The organism is Psychrobacter sp. PSi21 (assembly GCF_054960615.1).
Genome location: NZ_JBHNYR010000009.1, coordinates 85997 through 106499, shown reverse-complemented (window position 1 = coordinate 106499; position 20503 = coordinate 85997). Strand labels below are relative to the sequence as shown.

17 protein-coding genes are annotated in these 20503 nt (G+C 45.7%); 8 read left to right on the top strand and 9 right to left on the bottom strand.

Annotated elements, in window-relative coordinates; translation table 11 throughout:
- Nucleotides 1-32: 32 nt before the first annotated feature.
- The 6 genes from ACFI32_RS08230 to ACFI32_RS08205 form a co-directional block, all read right to left on the bottom strand.
- Nucleotides 33-467 carry a ClpXP protease specificity-enhancing factor gene (locus tag ACFI32_RS08230; protein ID WP_462626048.1) on the bottom strand — a complete coding sequence of 145 codons (435 nt, stop codon included), beginning with the start codon at nucleotides 465-467 and terminating at the stop codon, nucleotides 33-35.
- 93 nt (nucleotides 468-560) lie between these two features.
- On the bottom strand, nucleotides 561-1175 hold the full coding sequence (locus ACFI32_RS08225; protein WP_462626046.1) for a glutathione S-transferase N-terminal domain-containing protein: 615 nt from the start codon (nucleotides 1173-1175) through the stop codon (nucleotides 561-563).
- 216 nt (nucleotides 1176-1391) lie between these two features.
- Nucleotides 1392-2108 (bottom strand): cytochrome c1, encoded by a 717-nt coding sequence (locus ACFI32_RS08220; RefSeq protein WP_462626045.1) that lies wholly within the window; start codon nucleotides 2106-2108, stop codon nucleotides 1392-1394.
- Complete coding sequence (locus ACFI32_RS08215) at nucleotides 2108-3313, bottom strand: cytochrome b (RefSeq protein ID WP_462626072.1); 1206 nt, start codon at nucleotides 3311-3313, stop codon at nucleotides 2108-2110. The genes ACFI32_RS08220 and ACFI32_RS08215 overlap by 1 nt, the downstream gene beginning before the upstream one ends.
- A 22-nt stretch (nucleotides 3314-3335) precedes the next feature.
- A complete protein-coding gene (gene petA, locus ACFI32_RS08210; protein WP_462626043.1) occupies nucleotides 3336-3920 on the bottom strand; it encodes a ubiquinol-cytochrome c reductase iron-sulfur subunit in 585 nt (194 codons plus the stop codon).
- Nucleotides 3921-4366: 446 nt separating this feature from the next.
- On the bottom strand, nucleotides 4367-6301 hold the full coding sequence (locus tag ACFI32_RS08205) for an ATP-binding cassette domain-containing protein (RefSeq protein ID WP_462626042.1): 1935 nt from the start codon (nucleotides 6299-6301) through the stop codon (nucleotides 4367-4369).
- 259 nt (nucleotides 6302-6560) lie between these two features.
- Between ACFI32_RS08205 and ACFI32_RS08200 the strand changes: the two genes are divergently transcribed.
- From ACFI32_RS08200 to ACFI32_RS08190, 3 genes are all read left to right on the top strand, one after another.
- Nucleotides 6561-6857 carry a SlyX family protein gene (locus ACFI32_RS08200; RefSeq protein WP_462626041.1) on the top strand — a complete coding sequence of 99 codons (297 nt, stop codon included), beginning with the start codon at nucleotides 6561-6563 and terminating at the stop codon, nucleotides 6855-6857.
- A gap of 324 nt (nucleotides 6858-7181) precedes the next feature.
- Nucleotides 7182-8582 (top strand): OmpP1/FadL family transporter, encoded by a 1401-nt coding sequence (locus ACFI32_RS08195; protein WP_462626040.1) that lies wholly within the window; start codon nucleotides 7182-7184, stop codon nucleotides 8580-8582.
- Between the two features lie 386 nt (nucleotides 8583-8968).
- Nucleotides 8969-10429 (top strand): hypothetical protein, encoded by a 1461-nt coding sequence (locus ACFI32_RS08190; protein ID WP_462626039.1) that lies wholly within the window; start codon nucleotides 8969-8971, stop codon nucleotides 10427-10429.
- A gap of 286 nt (nucleotides 10430-10715) precedes the next feature.
- Here the strand turns inward: ACFI32_RS08190 and putP are convergent, their stop codons facing one another.
- Together putP and ACFI32_RS08180 are read right to left on the bottom strand one after the other, a co-directional pair.
- Nucleotides 10716-12218 carry a sodium/proline symporter PutP gene (gene putP, locus ACFI32_RS08185; protein ID WP_462626038.1) on the bottom strand — a complete coding sequence of 501 codons (1503 nt, stop codon included), beginning with the start codon at nucleotides 12216-12218 and terminating at the stop codon, nucleotides 10716-10718.
- A gap of 498 nt (nucleotides 12219-12716) precedes the next feature.
- Nucleotides 12717-13616, bottom strand: coding sequence for a LysR family transcriptional regulator (locus tag ACFI32_RS08180; RefSeq protein WP_462626037.1), 900 nt, complete (start codon nucleotides 13614-13616; stop codon nucleotides 12717-12719).
- Nucleotides 13617-13934: 318 nt separating this feature from the next.
- Between ACFI32_RS08180 and leuC the strand changes: the two genes are divergently transcribed.
- The 5 genes from leuC to ACFI32_RS08155 all read left to right on the top strand — a co-directional run bounded on the left by leuC (nucleotide 13935) and on the right by ACFI32_RS08155 (nucleotide 19915).
- On the top strand, nucleotides 13935-15353 hold the full coding sequence (gene leuC / locus ACFI32_RS08175) for a 3-isopropylmalate dehydratase large subunit (protein WP_462626036.1): 1419 nt from the start codon (nucleotides 13935-13937) through the stop codon (nucleotides 15351-15353).
- Between the two features lie 160 nt (nucleotides 15354-15513).
- Nucleotides 15514-16164, top strand: a complete 651-nt coding sequence (leuD, locus tag ACFI32_RS08170; RefSeq protein ID WP_462626035.1) for a 3-isopropylmalate dehydratase small subunit — start codon at nucleotides 15514-15516, stop codon at nucleotides 16162-16164.
- Nucleotides 16165-16339: 175 nt separating this feature from the next.
- The gene (locus ACFI32_RS08165) at nucleotides 16340-17104 is read left to right on the top strand and encodes a hypothetical protein (protein WP_462626034.1); all 765 of its coding nucleotides are present in this window, start codon (nucleotides 16340-16342) and stop codon (nucleotides 17102-17104) included.
- Nucleotides 17105-17162: 58 nt separating this feature from the next.
- A complete protein-coding gene (leuB, locus tag ACFI32_RS08160; RefSeq protein ID WP_462626033.1) occupies nucleotides 17163-18266 on the top strand; it encodes a 3-isopropylmalate dehydrogenase in 1104 nt (367 codons plus the stop codon).
- Nucleotides 18267-18544: 278 nt separating this feature from the next.
- Entirely contained in the window at nucleotides 18545-19915 is a 1371-nt protein-coding gene (locus ACFI32_RS08155; RefSeq protein ID WP_462626032.1) for a L,D-transpeptidase family protein, read from the top strand.
- A gap of 316 nt (nucleotides 19916-20231) precedes the next feature.
- On the opposite strand, the gene infA is transcribed toward ACFI32_RS08155, so the two are convergent.
- Nucleotides 20232-20456 (bottom strand): translation initiation factor IF-1, encoded by a 225-nt coding sequence (infA, locus tag ACFI32_RS08150; protein WP_169391838.1) that lies wholly within the window; start codon nucleotides 20454-20456, stop codon nucleotides 20232-20234.
- Between the last annotated feature and the right edge of the window lie 47 nt (nucleotides 20457-20503).

Sequence of the window (20503 nt, the reverse complement as noted above, 5' to 3'; positions counted from 1 at the left end):
ACTACCGTACTATCAGAGTGTATTGCAGTCGTCTATTTGAGCACTTTTAGCCCTGCTTTATTATCACGCTTGGGCTTGGGTGCAGCAATGTTGTTGCTGGTAGTCGGTGCCACATCATCTGCTGGCTGATAGTTCTCGTATTCAGTGGGATCAAAGAACATGCCTTGCTGGTTCTCTTTGGCATAAATACCCATGACCGCGGTGATGGGTATCCAAAGTTCTTGCGACACACCACCAAAACGGGCGCTAAAATGAATAAAATCATTTTCCATGCTCATATTGCCTGTCGCACGGCTGGCAATATTTAACACAATACGGCCATCTTGGACATGCTGGACGGGGACTTGTACATTTTCTACCGTGGCATCCACCATCAAATAAGGCGTCAATGCGTTGTCTTCGATCCATTGATATAGCGCACGTACCATGTAAGGGCGAGTGGGCGTGATTGAGGTTTTTTCGCTCATCTTGGGTTTCCTATATTAATCGTATAAAGTGGCACAAAGGGTGGTTCAATAGTCGCCTTACAGTATTTAGTGGCCCCTGTTGGTTCATTTTTATCAGCGAATACTTTTCTGGAAGCTCTCTCGTTCAAACAAACGAGTCTGATAATCAAACAATGGACGGCTGATATTACGCGGCAGCGCGATACCCATCTCATCTAAGCGCCATAGTAAGGGTGCAAGGAGTACATCGCACCAACCAAATTCATCGGCCATAAAAAAAGACTTATGGGCAAATAACGGTGATAGCGTGATTAACGAGTCTGACAGTTGTTTTTTTGCCATCGTCGCCTGCGCCTTATTAAAACTATCAGGGTGCCTTAACAAACGTTTGCCCAGCACCAGCCAATCATGCTGAATCCGCCATGCCAGTTGCCGAAATTGTGCGCGTGCTTGCGGCGTCTCAGGAAGCAATTTGCTGGTGTGGTAGCGTTCTTCTAAATACTCAAAAATGACGTTGATTTCATAAAGCGCAATTTCACGCTGCTGCAAGACAGGGAGCGTATGATAAGGATTTAGCTCAGTAAGGTCTTCAGGACGCTCAGAGTGCAAACGTGATAAGTAATATGCCAACTGTTTTTCTTCAAGAAGCAGGCGTACCACATGACTGTCGTAGCCATCGTCAGCATACAAAATCAGCTGACTACTTGGAATGTCATTCGCGTCAATCATGAAAGCCTATTATTATTGGTTAAGGCTGTCATCGTAAACAAAGTTACCGCGTTTATCAAGGCAGTAAGCGTAATCTGGACTTTTGAAGCTATATTTCACCTTGTGTATAGACGGGCATTTATTATCGTAAACAATAAAAATTAGCCGCTATGAATAAGCATTAAAAAAGGCTCTACCGAAGTAGAGCCTTTTTTAATGATGAGAATATGCGCTGGCTTATTTGATATCTTTCCAGAACTCTTTATTGAGTAGATATACTGGAATGAGCAATACAAGCAAGAACAGAATAACAAAGAAACCAATCACTTGGCGATCATGACGAGCAGGCTCACCCATCCATGCCATAAAGTTGACCAAATCGCCAATTTCACTTTCAAACTCTTCTTTACTCAAGTCTTCTTGCAGGTTATGCAATACATGCGGCATTGCTGCATTTTTGAGGACTAAGTTGTTCGCGCCCCAAGGACGACCTGGATCTTCGTAGAATGATAGCAAGTAGGTATACACCCAATCATCACCACGCAGACGGTTTTCAAGTGATAAGTCTGGTGGCGCAGCACCAAACCATGATGCTTGAATGTCAGGATCAATCTCAGCGGTAATGTGATCACCGATTTGATCGGTGGTGACCATCAAATACTTCTCGACCAACTCAGGCGGTATCTCTAAGTCTTTGGCAATGCGTGAATGACGGACATACTTTGCTGAGTGGCAACCCACGCAGTAGTTCATGAACATCTTCGCGCCGTTTTGTAGCGAGCCTTTATTGGTAAAATCAATAGGGGCTTCGCTACAGGCCAAATGAATGTCTTCGCCTTCAGCATTGGTAAACGTACCACAGCCATGACCACCCGCTGCCGTTGCTGTACCTGCCGTCAACGTCAATGCCGCGCCTAAGCCTAGACCCGCTAGGGATTTAATTAGCGTGCTCATTAGTGACCTCCGGTAACGCGTTCTGGTGGCTGTTTACACTTCTCGATGGCAGTGTAGAACGGCATCAGTAAGAAGAACAAGAAATACAAGATTGTGAATACACGAGCCATTAGCGTTGCTGTTGGCGTCGCAGGTGTTGCCCCTAAGTAGCCCAATACGATAAAGCTGATAGCAAAGACGGTCAACGCAATCTTAGACAAGATACCTTTGTAGCGTATTGAACGTACAGGGGATCTATCTAACCAAGGAATCAGGAACAATACCGCAATCGCGCCGCCCATGGCGATAACACCGCCAAGCTTGTTAGGAACTGCACGCAAGATGGCATAGAATGGCGTGTAGTACCACACTGGTGCAATGTGCGCTGGGGTTTTCAGTGAGTTCGCCGCTTCAAAGTTTGGTGGCTCAAGGAAGAACCCGCCGCCTTCTGGGAAGAAGAACACCACCGCAAAGAAACAGATAAAGAAGACCACGATACCAACCATGTCGTGCACAGTGTAGTAAGGATGGAACTCAACGCCGTCCAATGGTACGCCATTTTTGTCTTTTAGTTTCTTGATATCGATACCATCAGGGTTGTTAGAGCCCACATGGTGAAGTGCGACTAAGTGCATGAAGACCAAGCCAACCAATACCAGCGGAATAGCAACCACGTGCAAGGCAAAGAAGCGGTTTAGGGTGATACCTGAGATGATATAGTCACCACGTACCCACTCAGCAAGACCATCGCCAATCACAGGCAATGCGGCAGGTAGGTTCAAAATAACCTGTGCACCCCAGAATGACATGTTGCCCCAAGGTAGTAGGTAACCGAAGAAACCTTCTGCCATCAGCGCCAAATAAATACCCATACCGATGAGCCAAATCAGCTCACGTGGTTTTTGGTATGAACCGTATAGCAGGGCTCTGAACATATGCAGATATACCACCACAAAGAACGCAGACGCGCCCGTTGAGTGCATATAACGGATCAGCCACCCACCTTTAACATCACGCATGATGTATTCAACAGACGCAAATGCCCCTTCGGCACTTGGGTTGTACATCATGGTAAGCCAGATACCTGTGACTAACTGGTTGACCAATACCACCATGGACAACACACCAAAAAAGTACCAAAAATTGAAGTTTTTTGGTGCATAGTATTTTGACATGTGGTATTCATAGGTTTCAGTCGCTGGAAAGCGCGCGTCCACCCAATGCATGATTTTTTTACCCATACTCATATTAAGCCTCCCCAACCGTCAAGATGGTACCATCCATACTATATTCTGGGATGGGTAAGTTAAGCGGTGCTGGAACGCCACTATAGACGCGACCTGCTAAATCATACTTAGACCCGTGACACGGGCAGAAAAACCCGCCGTACCAGTCATTGCCACCCAAGTCAGCAGCGCCAACTTCAGGACGGTAGTTTGGTGCGCAGCCCAAATGTGTACACACGCCTTCGACCACCAATACAGTTGGTTCCAAAGAACGAGTAGGATTGGTACAGTATTCAGGTTGCAAAGATGCAGAAGAGTCAGGGTCAGACAGTAGTGGTTTGACCGACTCTAATCCTGCAATCATATCTTCAGTACGCTTAACCACGTAGATGGGTTTGCCGCGGTATTTTACGACGATCATTTGTCCTGATTCGATAGAACTGATATCTTGGGTAACCGCTGCGCCCGCAGCTTCTGCTTTGGCGCTCGGGTACCAAGAACGAACAAAAGGTGTTGCCACTGCAGCTACCCCAGCTGCACCAATCGCGGCAGTCGAGGCAATCAGAACTCTACGGCGTTGTATATTAACGCCTTCGGCATGGCTCATTAATACTTCCTCCAGGTGAATGAAATGGGATTATCCCACACTGGGTTTGTGGCTTAGAAACTGACAATACCAATATGTAAGCCACGTTAGCTGTGCCTAATTTTGCTAATTGTTGCTATTCTAAGCTATTTTGGTCATAAAATAAATTATTGTGTTAAAAATAACGCCACGATGACAGAACGGATAACGCTACCGAGCATCTGACAAAATGCTACAGCCGCCGTATATTAAGGTATGGCGTTAGGGCTTAATAAATAATGCTCAAGATACAATTACCCTATAGATAATAAGGGTATCTAACACTAGAGAATGATACTCGAAATTTGGACAATGTTCACTAACTTTCCGTATCTTTCCTAGTGTGACAGATGACTTGATGGTTATTTACAGCGCAGGGGGCAGTGCTCGAAATCTTACCCGCCTGCGTAGGTGATAGGGACAGATATCTATCCTTCAAGTTCGTCCCAGCGCTCAAGCTTGCTGAGCATGTCTGCTTCGATTGCTACCAAGCGCTCACTGGCACGAGTAGCGGCGTCAACATCTTTGATGAACCATGAGCCATCAGCCAACTTGTCTTGCAGGGTTGCTTGTTCGGTCTCAAGCGCAGCAATCTCTTTTGGTAGGTTATCGAGTTCGCGCTGCTCATTGTAGCTGAGCTTTTTAGCCGCTTTTGCAGGCTTGGTAGGGGCGGGTACAGATTTGTTGGCCGCTTTGGTATTGGTGACGCCATTAGTGCTTTTGTTTGCTTGCGCACGATCCTTTTGGATTAGGTATTCTTGATAGCCGCCGACGTATTCATTGACCACGCCTTTGCCATCTTCGGTTTGGTCGAAGACCCATGTTGAGGTAACCACATTATCCATAAACGAGCGATCATGGCTGATGAGCAAGATGGTACCATTAAAGTTACTGACTGACTCTTCGAGTAACTCAAGCGTCGCCATGTCCAAATCGTTTGTCGGCTCATCGAGTACCAAAATATTGGCAGGCTTGAGTAGCTGTTTGGCAAGTAACACGCGGTTACGCTCACCGCCTGACAAGGCTTTAACAGGCGTACGTGCACGCTCTGGCGCAAACAAGAAATCCTGCAGATAGCTCATGATGTGTGTTTTTCGGCCGCCGACTTCGATAAAGTCTGAGCCTTCTGAGACGTTTTGCGCCACGCTGGCTTCAAGGTCGAGCTGATCGCGCAGTTGGTCAAAAAAGGCGATTTGTAAATTAGTACCAAGATTGACGCTGCCGGTCTGAGTCACATCGTCATCAGACATGTCCAGTAGCGCTTTGATAAGGGTGGTTTTACCCACGCCATTTGGCCCAATGATGCCGATCTTATCACCGCGCATGATGGTGGTGGTAAAATTATCGACCAGTACATTGTCATCATATTCTAAGTGTAGGTTTTTAACTTTACAAACCAGCTTGCCACTTTTTTCGCCTTCACCCATGGTGATATTAACATTACCCACTTGCTCACGGCGGCCGCTGCGCTCTTCACGCAAGGCTTTTAGCTCACGCACACGGCCTTCGTTACGGGTGCGGCGCGCTTTGATACCTTGACGAATCCATACCTCTTCTTGCGCCAGTTTTTTATCAAAGTTGGCATTGTTTTTTTCTTCTGCCAGTAGCTGCTGCTCTTTAAGTTCTTGATAGCGCGCGTAGCCTTTAGCGCCTTGCGTGACGTCATAGCTAGAGAGCTTACCACGGTCAAGCTCAACGATGCGCGTAGAGAGCTTGTTAACGAAGGCTCTATCATGGGTGACAAACAATAAGGTCAGACCCTGCCAGTCAAGCAAAAAGCGCTCAAGCCATTCAATGCTGTCCACATCCAAATGGTTGGTCGGCTCATCAAGTAACAATAGATCAGGCTTGGTGACCAGTGAGCGAGCCAATAGGACACGGCGCTTACGGCCACCTGAGAGCGAGGACAGATCATCATCTGGATTCAGCCCCATGGTGGTGATCAAGCGGGTGGCCTCACGCTCCAAATCCCAGCCATGGACTGCATCAATATCGTGCTGCAGCGTGGCCATATGCTCACACGCCTGCATGTCACCATCAGCGCACAAGTCTGCCTGTTTATTGTAGTTGATTAATAGATCGGCAGTACGGCGGCTGCCTCCCATGACGATATCGAGAATTCTACCGCTGGTTTCTGGCACATCTTGCTCAAGCATCGCCACACGAATACTGCTATTGACAATGACTTCACCACTATCAGGTTGCAGTGAGCCATTAATCAGCTTAAATAGCGTGGATTTGCCTTCGCCATTACGGCCGATTAAACATACGCGTTCGCCTTCATTGATGCTAAAATCGATGCCGTCAAGAACAGGAGCCACGCCAAACGCGAGATGGATATTTTTTAAGTGTATCAGTGCCATAGGGTATCTTAAGCTTATATATAGTGAAGAATGTGATGATGCGACTGTGAATAAATATGGTGAACAGTAGGCGTTTTAAAAGTGGGTGCAGTATAGCATGCGGTTATGCGACTTTATCGTGCACGGCAAAACTTTATTGATAATCCCATTTTGGCATTTTTTATGCACAATATAAAGATACCTCATTGCTGTTATATTGCTATTCGCATGGTATATCGCAGATAATGCCCATCCACCCTTAACCACTATGGAGAATATCATGGAATCTGTGAACCCTTCCGAAAATACCAATCTGGTCAGTGAGGCAATGTCTTCTTTAGATACGAGTATTGTCAGCCAAGAAGATTTGGCCGCGCAAGTGATCGATCTGCAAATGACGGTAGCGCACTTAGAGCTGAGCTTGGAGCAGTTAGATAGGGTCATTGCCAAGCAAGATCAGCACATTCAAAACATGCAGCGTCAGTTGCAAATGATCTATAACCACGTAGAAAACAATCAGGCTGAAGGTGGCATTGCCCCCTTTGACGTGATCGCTGATAAACCACCACATTATTAACAATCAATGCATGAACCAGACTGATCGTCAAATCGCAAGTAAAGTGAAATGATTATTTGATCGTCAAACATCAAACCCCAGCAAGGCAGCATCATACATAATAGATAGAAGGGATTGAAGTAAAAAGTGGACACGAATAAGCAAATATGGTGCCTGTGGGCACGTTTGAGTGGTATAAAATGACTATAAAGTCACTATCAGACAATAATGCGCTCTTCCAGTTGTTTTCGTTTAAAAAAGCCATTAATATCCCCTGACTAGGATGCCACTTGAGCAGCACGTCTGACAGGTAGGTAAAACAATGAGGATGTTCGGAGAGATATAATGCGCCCTACCTTTCAATTAAAAACCCTTACGGTAGCTGTCGCTGCTTTTTCTATTGCCAGTGTGTCTCACGCTGCTGGTCTTGACCGTTCAGGACAAGACGTCACCGCTTTTTTGCAAGATGGCACATACGCTGAGGCCGTCTATACTTATATTGATGCCGATGTTTCAGGCTATGACACCGCTAACAAAGTGCCACAAAGCAATACCTATCAGCAAGGCAAAAAAATCGATGACATCGCCGAGTCTTATGACTTTTTTCGCTATGGCGTAAAAACTGATATCAATGATACCTTTAGCGTAGGCGTGTTATATGACGAGCCGTTTGGTGCTGCTGCTGACTATACAGGTGACAATAACTTTGTCGCACAAAGTGATGCCAACGCCACTATCAGTGCCATCTCTGCTGGACAGATTACAAACTTTGCAGGCGCCGAAAAACTGGTACAAGACCTACGGGAAAAAAGAGCGACAGGTGGTACTTTGACTGCAGAAGAACAAGCCCAGCTCCAAGAGTTAGCACCAGCAGTAGCCATTGCCAGCGCAGAGCTTAATACCAGCGGTGAAGGCACGCAGGTTGAAGTTCGTACCGAAAGCGTCACTGGTATCTTGGGTATGAAGCTGGGTGAGAATAAAAACTTTCAAGTCTATGGTGGCCCTGTTGCTCAGCGTCTCAAGGCTGATGTAAAACTGCGCGGTATTACCTATGGCCCTGCAACGGGTTATACGGCGCATATCAGCCCCAATCAAGATTATGGTTGGCTGGCGGGTTTGGCTTACAGCAAGCCTGAGATTGCGCTTAAAGCGGCGTTGACCTATCGCTCTGAAATCGAACACAATGCGGATTTGGCAGAAACGTATCCGTTCGCACCAGTGGTCGGGATCAATGGTACACAAGCTGATACTATCGAGATCATCACGCCCAAATCTATCAACCTTGATTTTCAGACAGGCATCAACCCAACCACCTTAGCGACTGCCAAAGTACGCTGGGTACCATGGGGCGACTTCGAGATTGTACCACCACTGTATAACGAAGTGAGCAAGCGTTCTACGGGCGATGACAAAGGGTTGGCCTTGGTCGACTACGATGATGACCAATGGTTGGTAGAACTAGGACTTGCCAAGCGTTTGACGCCTGCATTGGCGGTATCTGGTAATATTGGCTGGGATAGCGGTGTGGGCAATCCAGTCACTTCACTAGGGCCGATTGAAGGCTACTATAGTGCAGGTCTGGGCGCAAAATATAACCTCACTGAAAACTGGGCGGTCTCAGCTGGTGGCAAATATTTGTGGTTTGGTGATGCCAAAGGTCAGTTGCCCACAGAAAAAATCGTGGGTAATTTTGAAGACAATGATGGCTACGTGGTTGGTGTCAAAGTCTCTTATCAAGCCCAGTAATCAAATAGTGTGCATGGCTGCATAGCACGAGCTGTCTGTACTGACGTAAAAAAGCGATCCATGATGGGTCGCTTTTTTTGTGAGGCTTTTTGTTTATACTGATATTTTATATGCTTGATAATAAATAAAGTACATTTAAAAATATATATAATATCAATAGGTTAGTTTTTTATATATCTACATAGTCAGAATAAGGTTAGAAAACATTACTTTTCAGAACTGGGCAGTCATATTCATCAAATAAAGCATTTTGCATGTTGTTTTAGTCGACGAAAGTGATTACTATCGAAAGTAGGAGATCGTTTTGGTCACTATCGATGATTGCAGATGATGCTGTGGATGAGTGAGCAAAATGATAAAACAACAAGGATGTTTGGAGGTACAGGATGCGACCTAATTTTCATTTAAAAACCTTGACGCTAGCAGTCGCTACGCTCTCGATTGCCAGCTTATCGCAAGCGGCAGGCCTTGATCGTTCAGGCCAAGACGTGACCGCCTTTTTGCAAGATGGCACCTACGCGGAAGCGGTCTATACTTATATCGATGCCGATGTCACTGGTAAAGACAGTGCCAATGGCCTACCGACCAACAACACTTATGTAGAAGGTAATGACACGGGTGATATCGCCGAGTCCTATGACTTTTTCCGCTACGGTGTAAAAACAGATGTCAATGATACGTTCAGTGTCGGTATTTTGTATGATGAGCCTTTTGGCGCGGCGGCTGAGTACACGGGCGATAGTAATTTTGTCTCTCAAGGCGATCCAAATACATCTATTCAACGATTAACCAATGGTGCTTACAACGGCTTAACCCTCGGTCAGGAAATAAATACACAAAAAGCAATCGCGCAAGATGCCACAGCCACTGCTGCTGAGCGTGCAGCAGCGCAAGCAACGGCCACCTCACTTAGCACGATAGGAGCCATAGCACAAGCTGAAGCATTAAATGCAGGTGAAAATACCAATGTTGAAGTGCGCAGCGAAAGTGTGACTGGGCTTTTGGGCATGAAATTTGGTCAAAACAAAAACTTCCAAATTTATGGCGGTCCAGTCGCTCAGCGTATTCAAGCTGATGTGAAATTGCGTGGTCTGGCCTATGGCCCAGCCACAGGTTATACCTCGACCAGTAACCCCGATATGGACTACGGTTATATTGCAGGTATATCTTACAGCAAACCTGAAATTGCGCTAAAAGCTGCACTGACGTATCGCTCTGAAATTGATCATGATCTCGATATTGCTGAAACTTACCCAGTGTATGGCATCAGTGTTGCAGCAGGGGCTCAGCAGCAAGGCGTTCCTGCAGATCAAGCGGCCGCTTTAGGAGCCGCTGCCGCAAATCAAAGTAGTAAATATGAAGTCACCACGCCCAAGTCCGTCAATTTAGACTTCCAGACGGGTGTCAATCCGACCACGCTAGCTACCGCTAGAGTACGATGGGTACCATGGGGAGACTTTTCGATCACGCCGCCTTTATACAATGAAGTCAGTAAAAATCGTTTTCCGCCTGACGGTTTAAACTTGGTGGATTATGATGATGACCAGTGGCTGGTTGAGCTGGGACTCGCCAAGCGTGTTACTCCTGCGTTAGCGGTGAGTGGCACCATCGGCTGGGATAGTGGTGCGGGTGACCCAACAACCTCACTGGGTCCTATCGAAGGTTACTACAGTGCTGGTTTGGGCGCGAAGTATAACGTGACAGACAACTGGGCAGTCTCTGCAGGCGGCAAATACTTGTGGTTTGGTGATGCCAAAGGTCGTTTGCCCAGTGGCAAAATCGTTGGTAACTTTGAAGACAACGATGGCTATATCTTAGGGGTGAAGCTGTCTTATCAAGACAAGTGATCGTGAATAACACATAACAGCTCTGATAAATCCTATAAAAACGATGACAAAAAGCGACCTGAACGGGGTCGCTTTTTTTGGTCTGCTTAGTGCGAGAGCCATAAGTATCAGCGTAGTGGCGTTTAGTGATGATATATCGTGAGATCAGCTGATGGTGCGGCATGAGCATCTTGATATGAACGCCGCTGTCAAATTTAGACACGCCCTAGATAAGATAATAAAAAACCTCGCTACTTAGGTAGTAGCGAGGTTTTGGATAGGAAAAGAGTAAAATATAATGGCTGGCTTACTTTTGTAAGTAGGCTTCCATCTCTTTGTATTTTGCTGATACAGACTCTCTTGGACCACCAGTCATAATACTAACGGCAAAGATAGCAATGGTACTGATGATAAATCCTGGTACGATAGCAAATAACCAGCTGTTCAGCGCAACGCCTTCTGAGGTCTCAAAGCCGCCGTAGATCCATAGGATAACGGTTAGGGCACCAAGAACCATACCAGCAACAGCACCGTTACGGTTCATACCGCGCCACATCAAGCTGATGATGACAAGGGGACCGAATGCCGCACCAAAACCTGCCCATGCGTTAGATACTAGGTCTAAAACAGAGCTATCAGGATCAGAAGCCAATAAAATTGACACAATGGCAACCACAACGACTGAGATACGACCAACCAATACCTGACGAGCTTCAGGTGCTTCTTTATCTAAGAACAGCTTATAAACATCTTTAGTGAGTGAGCTTGATACCACAAGTAGCTGTGATGAAATGGTACTCATGATCGCAGCCAAGATTGCCGCTAACAAGAAGCCTGATACCAAAGGATGGAATAAGAACTGAGTGAATACAAGGAAGATGGTTTCAGGATCGTCTAAGGTCATGGCAGTTTTTTGCACATAAGCACGACCTGCAAAACCAGTCATCAATGCACCGATAAGGCTGACAATCATCCAGCTCATACCAATATTACGCGCGGTAGGCACATCCTTGACAGAGCGAATGGCCATAAAGCGAACGATAATATGCGGCTGGCCGAAATAGCCCAAGCCCCACGCCATCAGTGAGATAATGCCAATAGCAGACATGCCCTCAGTGATATTTAGCATGGTTGGATCAATATTTCTGACAGCGTCAGTAGTGGCAGAGACACCACCAAGATCAGTAAAGGCGACGACAGGTACGATCACCATCGCAAATAACATGATAACGCCCTGAACAAAGTCAGTCATCGATACCGCTAAGAAACCACCAAATAGCGTATAAGCCACAACCACACCAGCAGTTACCCAAAGACCGGTGCCATATGACATGTTGAGCGAGCTTTCAAATAGTTTACCGCCACCGACCAAACTTGCAGCAGTATAGACCGTGAAGAATAAGATAATAACAATCGCTGAGATGACACGCAGCATGTGCGATTTGTCTTCAAAACGGTTGGCGAAATAATCGGGAAGGGTGATTGAGTTGTCCGCAATCTCGGTGTAGACACGAAGACGCGGTGCAACAATGAGGTAGTTCAAAAAGGCACCCAAAGTCAAACCTAGGGCAATCCAAATACTGACAACACCGTCACTATACATATAGCCTGGCAGCCCAAGGAGCAACCAACCTGACATATCTGAAGCGCCTGCAGACAGGGCAGTCACTGCAGGGCCTAGGTTACGACCACCCAGCATATAGCCTTCTGAGTCATTAGCTTGCTGAAAATACGCGTATACACCAATCCCGATCATGACCAAGAAGTAAGCGCCTAGCGATATCAGCACGCCACTAGAAATTCCATTCATATAAACTGTCCTTAACCAACACCGTTGGCTGTCATGTTTAACTATAAAACGTTAATATTTAATTTAAAGGTGCTATCCGAAGATAACTAAAGTTATTAGGAATGAAGTAATGGCTTCTAACTTAAGATAAGTATTCGCTTTTAGTTTTACATGATTAACACTAGGTGATGGGAGGTGACCAGATACCTTTGGTGTGGCGCCCATAAATAAAATCAATCATTTAAAACTGTCAGAGCTGCTATTGGTTGATATAAAAGCAAATAGCAGGGATCAAACACAAAGCGCCATTTACAAACATATTTACTCATAAACATCTTATTCAAAACGATTCAAATCAGATTAATAACGTGCATTTGCAAAGTTTTGCTATCGTACCTTACTTGAATCATTCAGTAGGTGTCTATCAGTGCCATTCTAGTAACTGTATGTTATAAAAGCAAATGCAAAATTATTATAACGTATAGATTTTAGAATTGCGACCAAAGCCGTTCTTCATAATCAATCTTCTCCATCAGATTGATTTGTATAGTCAATGGGTGCAAGCAGTGCCAGTAAGGCTTCAACGCTACTTGATGGCGTTAATTTGGGATTGATAACCACCCCTAAATAACGTTGTAATTCTATGTTATCGGCCATATCTATGCGTTCTAAATCTTGACTGACCAAGGTTTGCGGCAGTACTGACCAGCCCAAACCTACCGATACCAGCATGCGAATGGATTCAAGCGGATTGGTACTCATGGTCGCATAGGGTTTTAAGTTGTGTTTAGCAAATTCTGCCAGTGTGATCTGACTGGTGAAGGTATTGGCAGAGGGTAAAATAGCAGGGTAGTGAGCCAGCTGCTCTAAAGTGACGTTGGTCTTTTTGGCCAGTGGCGATAGCGCCCCAGTCATAAAATACAGTGGATCAGACCACAGAGTATGATAGGTCAAACGCTTGTCATAGACGGGCGGCAGGGTCAAAAAGGCTAGCGATAGATTGCCATCGATGACGGCTTTATGAGCCTCCTCTGAATCAACGAAATGAACCTCAAGCTTTACGGCAGGATACTGCTGGATAAAATGTTTGAGAACGGGTGCCAGATGATGTAGACCAATGTGGTGGCTGGTGCCAATAACCAGCTTGCCTGATACGGTCTGTTGGGAGTTTTGTAGGCTAATCTTGAAATTTTTGTAATCTTCGAGCCAGCGTTTGGCATGTGGCAACATTTCATTGGCAGATTGTGTTGGCACGATACCACGTCCTACCGTGTCAAATAAGGTGATTTTAAACTCGTCTTCTAAGTTTTTAATGCGTTTGCTGACCGCAGGCTGAGTAATGAATAATTTTTCTGCTGCGCCTGAGATGCTGCCTGTTTGCATAACGGTCACAAATGTCGTCAAATTGGTAGTATTCAAACCGATATCCTCAGCTTATATAAGCCATAAGTAAAAAATGGGCAGAGTGATTCACAGCTATCAGAAAAAAAAGTTTGCGAATAGATAAAAATCATCAATTATTATTATAGGATTAGGCTGTTATAATCACAAGACATCGAGACGCTTTTTGATATTTTTATTCTAGTAGCACGATAGGCGATACTTTGCACCGCAAAATAGTCGCTGTACGATAATAATAAATGAGTGTCATCTAGCGCCAACGCTTAATCGGGCTTACTGATATGTTATGAGTGAGCCAACTGAATAAGCAATTAGCAACCAATAAAGGATAGTATTATGGCCGGTCAAACGTTATACGACAAACTTTGGAATGCCCATGAGGTCACGCAGCGTGATGATGGTTCAAGCCTAATTTATATCGACCGTCATTTGTTACATGAGGTGACCAGCCCGCAAGCATTTGAAGGCTTAGAGCTTGCCAACCGCGAACCTTGGCGTTTATCTGCCAATATTGCCAGCCCCGATCACAACGTGCCGACGGTTAGTAAAGAGCGCATGCAGGGCGTATCAGGGATCAAGGATGAGGTGTCACGCTTGCAGGTCGTCACTTTAGATGACAACTGCACCAAATTTAATATTGCTGAATTCACTATCAATGATGCGCGTCAAGGCATCATGCATGTGGTGGGTCCTGAGCAAGGTTTGGTACTACCTGGCATGACGGTGGTTTGCGGCGATTCACATACCGCCACACACGGCGCGCTTGGTTGCCTTGCCCACGGTATTGGCACTTCCGAGGTTGAGCATGTGCTGGCAACTCAGTGCTTGATTCAAAAGAAATCAAAAAATATGCAAATACGTGTCACCAGTACGCTCGGTGCTGGCGTGACGTCAAAAGATGTGGTGCTTGCCATTATCGCTAAAATTGGTACCGCAGGCGGCACAGGACATGCAATTGAATTTGCAGGCCAAGTGTTTGAAGAGATGAGCATGGAAGGGCGTATGACCGTCTGCAATATGGCGATTGAGGCCGGTGCGCGTGTGGGTATGGTCGCGGTAGATGACACCACGATTGACTATGTCAAAGGTCGTCAATATGCACCAACCGCGGAGCAATGGGATCAGGCAGAAGCCTACTGGCGTACGCTCTACTCAGACGATGATGCGGTATTTGATACCGTCATTGAAATGGATGGCAGCGAAATCGCACCACAAGTGTCTTGGGGTACTTCACCTGAGATGGTCGTCGATATTACGGAGTCTGTGCCCACACCTGAACAAGCGGCTGATGACACCCAGCAAGAAGGGTGGATGCGTGCTTATACTTATATGGGTTTAGAAGCAGGGCAAAAAATCACTGATATCCAGCTTGATCGTATCTTTATTGGTTCTTGTACCAACTCTCGCATTGAAGATCTACGTGATGCGGCGGCTGTTATCAAAGGGCGTAAAGTGGCTGATAATGTCAAAGAAGCCATCGTGGTGGCAGGCTCAGGACAGGTCAAGTTACAAGCAGAAGCAGAAGGTTTAGATCGCTTATTCACCGATGCAGGCTTTGAGTGGCGTGAGCCGGGTTGCTCAATGTGTTTGGCGATGAATGCTGATAAGCTTGAGCCACAAGAGCACTGCGCATCGACTTCAAACCGTAACTTTGAAGGGCGTCAGGGTAACGGCGGTCGCACGCATTTGGTCAGTCCAGCGATGGCCGCTGCCGCTGCCTTGGCAGGTCACTTCGTCGATGTGCGTAGCTTTTAATAGGTATGGTTTGAGATAAAGACAATGCGGGCAAGTAAGCGGTGAGATAAGCGCTATAGAGAGCACCACACCGCTGATATATGGATACAAACGTACTGTCTATTAGCCACGCCAGCATTCTTTATAAACCAATAATACTGATAATTTATAGGAAATTATGATGCAAGCTTATAACACCCAAACCGGTATCGTCTGTCCCCTTGATCGCTCAAATGTTGATACCGATCAGATCATTCCAAAACAGTTTTTAAAATCAATCAAGCGTACAGGCTTTGGGGTCAATTTATTTGACGAATGGCGCTATTTAGACGAGGGTTATCCGGGTCAAGACAGCAGTAAGCGCCCTGTTAATCCTGATTTTGTGCTTAATCAGCCGCGCTATGAAGGCGCCACTATTTTGCTAACGCGCAAAAATTTCGGTTGCGGTTCAAGCCGTGAGCATGCGCCGTGGGCGTTGTCTGAGTATGGGTTTCGTACAGTCATTGCGCCAAGCTTTGCTGATATCTTTTATAACAACTGCTTTAAAAATGGCATGTTACCCATTGTATTGGATGAAGCGACTGTCGATAGTCTGATGAAAGAGACGGTAGCCAATGAGGGTTATCAACTCTGTGCTGATTTGGAGCGTCAAGTGGTCATCACTCCAGCGGGTAAAGAATACCCATTTGAGATTGATGCGTTTCGTAAGCATTGCTTGTTAAATGGTCTTGATGACATTGGCCTCACTTTGCAGCAAAGCGAGGCCATCAGTGCCTATGAGCATAAAATGATGCAAAAAACGCCATGGATTTTTAATGATGTTCATGCCTAGAGTGCAACCGTCATATATTGAATAAAAGCCTGACAGTTGGGCTTGTGACGTTGAGTTATGATGGCGAACTGGCTAAAATGAAGGACCTCTATCGGTTTGCTGTGTCTGAATATGTACGCAGTAAACTGATGATGTTTATCGTCCTTTTCTTTTTATCACCATAGTAGCCGTTATTATGAATAAAAAACATTATGCTGTTTTAACAGGCTGTATTGTCGTTACCAGTACGCTATTGTCTGGCTGCCAGCTATTAACTGGTTACCAGAAAATTGAACAGGGCAGTACTGCTCCAACATGGGCAGGCGCCGTCCAACCTCTGGCTGGCGAGGTCAATATTACCTGCGCGGGCACTTACCACTGTGAGATCACGCAGATTGACAGGACATTGGTGATTGATCCAGATACGCATCAGCCTATCGATAACGATATGTTGGCACAGGTATCACAAACGGCTGTGATGGATAATGCCAAAGCAAAACATACCGCAGCAAATTATGTGCAAATGGACAAGACGCCATTGCAAAGTCCCAATGCGATCAAAAATGCGATCAAAGTAGTGCCCCTATCAAAATCGGGCATGGCTGGGCTGAGTAATTACTACGTGCGTATGATGCCAGCAAAGCGCGAAGTACACGTGGACTTTTATCCTGAGAACAACTTGGGCTATGTCGAACGCTTTGCCCTGATTCATGAGTTTACCCAGTCAGGTGTGTATCAGCTGCAGGCGTATCGCAAAAAATCTGTTCAAGCAAATGACAGCTTACTTGAAGCGGCGTCTCCTGCTCCCTTGTGTATCGATCTATTACAAAATGAGCGCCTTGAGCGCCGTTTTTGTAAACAGATGCATACAGAGCACCAAGGCGAATTTGTAGAAGTTAACGTAACGAACAAAAAATCTGCAAGCCGTATCAGCGAAACCAAGATAAAAGCGACAACATAAGGTCTGATCTGCTCAGATCAACTGATATTCACTTTTTTAACTATTCACAAGGATTAGTATGGCAACGATTTTAACATTAGCAGGCGATGGTATTGGCCCTGAAATCATGACGCAAGCCATCAATGTGCTAGAGGCGGTCAACAAAAAATTTGCACTTGATTTGAGTTTAGAGTCAGGCTTAATCGGCGGCGTTGCTGTCGATGCAACGGGTGAGCCACTGCCCGAAGAGACCTTGGCGCGCGCCCGTGCAGCAGATGCTGTCCTTTTAGGTGCTGTTGGTGGCCCTAAGTGGGATGCTATTGAGCGCAGCAAACGCCCTGAACGCGGTTTGTTAAAAATCCGTAGCGCCCTTGGCTTATTTGCCAACTTGCGCGTGGCCAAACTGTATCCGCAATTGGCCAATGCGTCGAGCATCAAGGCTGATATTATTGAGGGTTTGGACTTGTTAATCGTGCGTGAGCTAACCGGTGGTATTTATTTTGGTGAGCCTCGCGGTATTCGCACCTTAGAAAACGGCGAACAGCAAGGCTATAACACCATGGTGTATAGCACCAGCGAAATCCAGCGCATCGGTAAAGTGGCTTTTGAGCTGGCAAAAACGCGTGCCACCGCTTCTGGTAAACCTGCCAGTATCTGCTCAGTAGATAAAGCCAACGTTCTTGAGGTCACGGAATTGTGGAAGCAGACCATGATCCAAATGCAGCAAGCAGACTATACCGACGTGACGTTATCACACATGTATGCAGACAACGCTTGTATGCAGCTGATCAAAAATCCTAAGCAGTTTGATGTGATGGTCACGGGCAACATGTTTGGCGATATTCTCTCTGATGAGGCCGCTATGTTGACAGGCTCTATTGGTATGCTGCCATCAGCGAGCTTAGATGAAGATGGCAAGGGCATGTATGAGCCATGCCATGGCTCTGCCCCTGACATTGCAGGTCAAGACAAAGCCAACCCACTGGCGACCATCTTGTCAGTTGCCATGATGCTGCGTTATACCTTTAAACAAGAAGCGGCGGCGCAAGCGATTGAACAAGCAGTCAGTGACGTGCTTGATGACGGACTGCGTACGCTTGATATCTTGGATACCAAAGAAGAAGGCTTAACCCAAGTGGGCTGTCAGCAAATGGGCGAAGCAGTATTGGCAAAATTGGTATAAACCAGCATTTGCGCTAGAGGCGATGCACGCCTTTTTAAGATAAACAATAAACCCATAAATTGCTCAGCAGTTTATGGGTTTTTTTGTGCGACACACCTTGCACCGTGCCTTATTGTAAATAGATCAGTGCTTTCATTCACCCTATTAACAAAGATAGGGCAAGAATGACTCGTTATTAACATAAAGCCGTTAGGGCGCGTGACGGCGCTATGGCAAGATATCTTTATAATAAATTTTGATACATTTTGCGTCGCATCGTGATGAATTAGGAGGGTTTTATGTCTCAATTACTAAAGGTTGGCAGTCTTATCGTTGCCGTGGGTACAGCGTCAGCACTATTGGTCGGTTGTAACAACACCAATACCAATGAAGAAGAGACACAAACAACCAGCACTAGCGCGCCTTCTGAAAGCGCTACTACAGACAATAATATGGACGCCAATGCTACTACAGACGCGGCTACGGTAGACAAAGACACGGCAACAACGTCAGACAGTGACATGAATGCAGCCACTGATGCAGAAGCTGACATGAATGACAGCAGTAGCCAAAATAGTGACATGGACGATGGTGACGTGACCAATACCGATGGCACAAGCAACACGATGAACAATGATATAGATGGCACCACTTCAGATGGCGCTACGACAAACAGTGATGAGGTCAGTCCAGTTACCAATGGAGTGAGTCAGCAAATTAAAGGGGACAGCACCACTGCCAACTCACTAAATGAACTGCTGCCAAAAATCAAATACAGCACAAAAAATCTGTCAGAAACTGCCAAAAAAGTGAACCAAGCAACATGGACGGCGGACAGCAAAATTGACCGTAATATCGGTACTAAGGTGCAAGCACTATTGAACTGGAATCACAGCGGTGTCGGTGCTGTTGATGGCTATTGGGGAAAAAATACACGAAAAGCCATGCAAGCCTTTCAAAAAGCACAAGGATTACCCATTACTGAAAAGTTGGATACCACAACATGGCAAGCGTTGACCAAAAACAGCTCGCTCACTTCGCAGCCTGTATTGGTCAGCTACCAACTCACTGACGCCGATGTTAACGTCAAAACCACTCAAATTCCTGCTGGTGCTGAGGCAAAAGCCAAGCTTGATGGCATGTATTATGAGAGTGTCCTTGAAGCTTTGGGTGAAAAATTTCATATCAGTCGCGACTATCTAAAATTACTCAACCCCAATGCCAGCTTCAAAAGTGGCGAAACCATTACGGTTTATAATCCTGGTAATCCCAATACCAAGCCTGTGAGCCGCGTGGTTGCTGATAAAGGTACCCAAACCCTATATGCCTACGATGACCAAAATAATCTGGTCGCAAGCTATCCAACCACTGTCGGCAGCGCGGCCACACCATCACCAACTGGTACGCATCAAGTCAAAGTTAAAATTCATGAGCCCAATTATACCTATAGTGGTGATAATGGAGAGCAATCTATCATTCCACCAGGCCCCAATAATCCAGTCGGTTTGGTATGGATTGGCCTGAGTAAGCCTTCTTATGGTATCCATGGTTCACCTGATCCTGAGCGCATCAGTCGCCAAGCTTCAGCGGGCTGCGTGCGCTTAACCAACTGGGATGCACTAGCCTTATTAGGTACAATTAAAGAAGGTGCGACTGTTGAGTTCAAATAGTCGATGGCGATGTGCATGAGAATAGCGACAGCTATTAGAGTGAACTTCTAGACAAAAAAAATACCGCTTATGATGAGCGGTATTTTTTTATATCAGCAGGGGTAATAACTCGTATAGTTGTTGCCTGATGCGAACGTATCAATCAACCAATCTGTTGCCAATATAAAGACAGCCATTTTATATCGGAAATACGACCACCACTAGCAGGCATTCTGCCCTTTGGATCGTAGTGAATGGGTTATCGGTATTGTTGTTCGTATTGAGCAGATTGGAATGATCAACATAAATAACAGTCGTTAAAAACCGTTAGCATATATCAGTTTTTGCCGCGATAAGTAATGCGACCTTTAGAGAGATCGTATGGAGTCATCTCGACTTTAACTTTATCACCAGTCAAAATACGGATATAGTGCTTACGCATTTTACCTGAAATGTGAGCGATGATCTCATGTCCGTTTTCTAAACGAACTTTAAACAAGGTGTTTGGAAGGGTGTCGATGACTTCGCCTTCAAATTCAATAATATCGTCTTTTTTGGCCATAATTCATAATCAATCAGTGAAAAATAAGCCGATATTATACGCAAGTT

What these genes read in the sequence shown, in the direction of transcription:
- ACFI32_RS08230 (WP_462626048.1), bottom strand. Translation starts at nt 467, where the DNA reads ATGAGCGAAAAAACCTCAATCACGCCCACTCGCCCTTACATGGTACGT.
- ACFI32_RS08225 (WP_462626046.1), bottom strand. Translation starts at nt 1,175, where the DNA reads ATGATTGACGCGAATGACATTCCAAGTAGTCAGCTGATTTTGTATGCT.
- ACFI32_RS08220 (WP_462626045.1), bottom strand. Translation starts at nt 2,108, where the DNA reads ATGAGCACGCTAATTAAATCCCTAGCGGGTCTAGGCTTAGGCGCGGCA.
- ACFI32_RS08215 (WP_462626072.1), bottom strand. Translation starts at nt 3,313, where the DNA reads ATGCATTGGGTGGACGCGCGCTTTCCAGCGACTGAAACCTATGAATAC.
- petA (WP_462626043.1), bottom strand. Translation starts at nt 3,920, where the DNA reads ATGAGCCATGCCGAAGGCGTTAATATACAACGCCGTAGAGTTCTGATT.
- ACFI32_RS08205 (WP_462626042.1), bottom strand. Translation starts at nt 6,301, where the DNA reads ATGGCACTGATACACTTAAAAAATATCCATCTCGCGTTTGGCGTGGCT.
- ACFI32_RS08200 (WP_462626041.1), top strand. Translation starts at nt 6,561, where the DNA reads ATGGAATCTGTGAACCCTTCCGAAAATACCAATCTGGTCAGTGAGGCA.
- ACFI32_RS08195 (WP_462626040.1), top strand. Translation starts at nt 7,182, where the DNA reads ATGCGCCCTACCTTTCAATTAAAAACCCTTACGGTAGCTGTCGCTGCT.
- ACFI32_RS08190 (WP_462626039.1), top strand. Translation starts at nt 8,969, where the DNA reads ATGCGACCTAATTTTCATTTAAAAACCTTGACGCTAGCAGTCGCTACG.
- putP (WP_462626038.1), bottom strand. Translation starts at nt 12,218, where the DNA reads ATGAATGGAATTTCTAGTGGCGTGCTGATATCGCTAGGCGCTTACTTC.
- leuC (WP_462626036.1), top strand. Translation starts at nt 13,935, where the DNA reads ATGGCCGGTCAAACGTTATACGACAAACTTTGGAATGCCCATGAGGTC.
- leuD (WP_462626035.1), top strand. Translation starts at nt 15,514, where the DNA reads ATGCAAGCTTATAACACCCAAACCGGTATCGTCTGTCCCCTTGATCGC.
- ACFI32_RS08165 (WP_462626034.1), top strand. Translation starts at nt 16,340, where the DNA reads ATGAATAAAAAACATTATGCTGTTTTAACAGGCTGTATTGTCGTTACC.
- leuB (WP_462626033.1), top strand. Translation starts at nt 17,163, where the DNA reads ATGGCAACGATTTTAACATTAGCAGGCGATGGTATTGGCCCTGAAATC.
- ACFI32_RS08155 (WP_462626032.1), top strand. Translation starts at nt 18,545, where the DNA reads ATGTCTCAATTACTAAAGGTTGGCAGTCTTATCGTTGCCGTGGGTACA.
- infA (WP_169391838.1), bottom strand. Translation starts at nt 20,456, where the DNA reads ATGGCCAAAAAAGACGATATTATTGAATTTGAAGGCGAAGTCATCGAC.